Below are 2,382 nucleotides of genomic sequence, written 5' to 3' on the forward strand. Positions count from 1 at the left end.
CGTAGGGTGGTGCTTGGTGGTTGTCGTTCATGTAGCCGTTTACGCGTTGCGCGAAGTCCACGTAGTCTGCTTTACTCATACTACCGGTGTTCAATGATTCTTCACTGAATCCCGGAACTTGATCATTTTGTAATTTTATGGGAGTATTATTATTGTTCTGTATCTGACTGGTAGCCTGTGCAGCCAGATGAAGATACTGTGCAGTGTTAACAGTTTGATTTCCAATAGTTACATTATTCGGTAGTTTTTCGCTGGTATCAATCTGATTCTGAACAGCAACCGAAGCATTAGCAATCTCATCAGGAGTAAAACTGGTTGATGATACAGCAGAAACAGTATTAACACTTAAAAAAAATACAACTCCAATAAATAACATTAAACACAAGAACTTTTTCTTATTGCCCTTATTAATAATTATAACGCCTCCATCCTAACCAAAAACTTAAATTATAAACTAAATTTGATTATACAATTCCTAAATTAAGATTATATTTTTAATACATAAATTATGTCCTTTAACTGTATATAAAACTTGCTGACCCTTCCCTAAAAAACCCTTAAAATAAATTCTTCCACACTAAAAATCTTTAACATGATTAATAATCTATAATACATTTTTAAAAACTAATTTAAGAAAATACCAATATTTTTTTATTTTAAAACCCTCTTTTCCATTAAATATTAAACTTCTTTTCATTAAACAATCCAAATTATTAAAAGCAAATGCCTTAAAAGCAAATGCATTTAAAAAGGCAAACTGGTGTAGGTGCCTTTTAAACTATAGGATCCAGTATCCCAATTATTTATTGTTCCCAATTCATTCCTGTAACTGGTGGCATCTCCCCAGCACCATTGGCCATTGACATATATCATAGCCCAAACATGCCCGTACCAGTTTCCGCTGTTGAAACAACAGTTACCATGCACGTAACGCGCAGGTATACCTGCAGCACGACAGAGAGCAACCAGTATATGGGTGGTGTCAACACAATTACCAGCACCAGACTGTAGGGTACCTACAGCACCTTTCCCAGTGTTATAATAAAACTCATAACCGATGTTTTCTCTAACCCAGTTAAATATACGCACAGCTTTAGCATAGGAAGAATAAGCACTACTTGAAATGTTATTAGCCAAAGCAATGATACTGGGATTATCAGACTGACAGTTAAGTGTAGGTCTGCAATACTGATCATAACCAGCGGGTATATTATAAATAACAAATAACCATGGTTTCACACTATCTGATATAGAAGGCAGTGCACCAGTATTCCGATAAGAATTCATAACACGACTGTAAAGATAGACCTGTGATTGGAAACCTATTTTACCCAGTCCAATGTAGCCGTAGGGTGGTGCCTGATTGTTCTCACTCATGTATTCAATAATCCGCTGGGCAAAGTCAATATATTGCGAAATACTCAGGGTACCAGAACTAATCTGTTCCTCACTGTACTCCGGTACATTATAATTTTCAAGTGCAATAGCAGCAGTATTATGGTTATTTATCTGCACCACTGCTTTCACAGTCAAATACAAAAATTGACCAATATTAACCCGCAAACCTTGAACATAAGCATATTCTGGAAGCGCATTATAAATTTCAACGTTATTTTTAACACCGTTAGCTGTTAAAGCAATTTGGCTAATGGTAAAACGAACATTAACCTGATTAAGGGGTATGTTGTTAGCGCTCCATGGTTTCACAACGATGTTATCTGCTAAATCTCCAGAAGTACTGTGATATGATAAAATACGGGCAAATAGGTAGACTTGTGATTGGTAGCTGATTTTTCCTAGTCCGATGTAGCCGTAGGGTGGTGCTTGGTGGTTTTCATTCATGTGGCCTGCAATACGCTGGGCAAAGTCCAAGTATTCCTCCTTGAACAGAACACCACTAACCAGCTCCTCACTGTTATATCCAGGCTGTTCATCAGCTTGTAACGAAATTCGATTATTATTACGCTCATTTAATTGTAAAATAGCAACTGTGGCCATATGTAAAAATTGTGAGGTGTAAATGGTTATCCCATTCACAGTGACAGTATTCGGGATGGATTTTGTGGATTCAATGGTATTTTTCAATGTTACAGCTGCAGTAACAATTTGTGTGGGGGTAAAACTAACAGACTGCATGTATAGTATGGGTATGTTTGAGGTTGTGAATGGTTTGACGGTTACGTAGGTTGGTAGGGTTCCGGTGGTGTTGTATATGGTTAGTATGCGGGTGTAGAGGTATATTTGTGATTGGTAGCTGATTTTTCCTAGTCCGATGTAGCCGTAGGGTGGTGCTTGGTGGTTGTCGTTCATGTGGTTGGTGATTCGTGTTGCGAAGTCGAGGTAGTCTGTTTGGGTCATGGTGCCGGTGTTGAGTGATTCTTC

Annotated in this window: 1 protein-coding gene and 1 pseudogene; both read right to left on the reverse strand. The window is 37.7% G+C overall.

From position 1 onward, the window contains the following. Window positions 1–376 (reverse strand): annotated as a pseudogene (locus HY987_RS08525) (hypothetical protein); the annotation flags it as partial. Between the two features lie 368 nt (window positions 377–744). Continuing rightward, window positions 745–2,382: transglutaminase domain-containing protein (locus tag HY987_RS08530; protein WP_292757561.1), on the reverse strand; the 1,638-nt coding region annotated here is incomplete at its 5' end.

This window comes from Methanobacterium sp., assembly GCF_016217785.1.
GTDB lineage: Archaea > Methanobacteriota > Methanobacteria > Methanobacteriales > Methanobacteriaceae > Methanobacterium.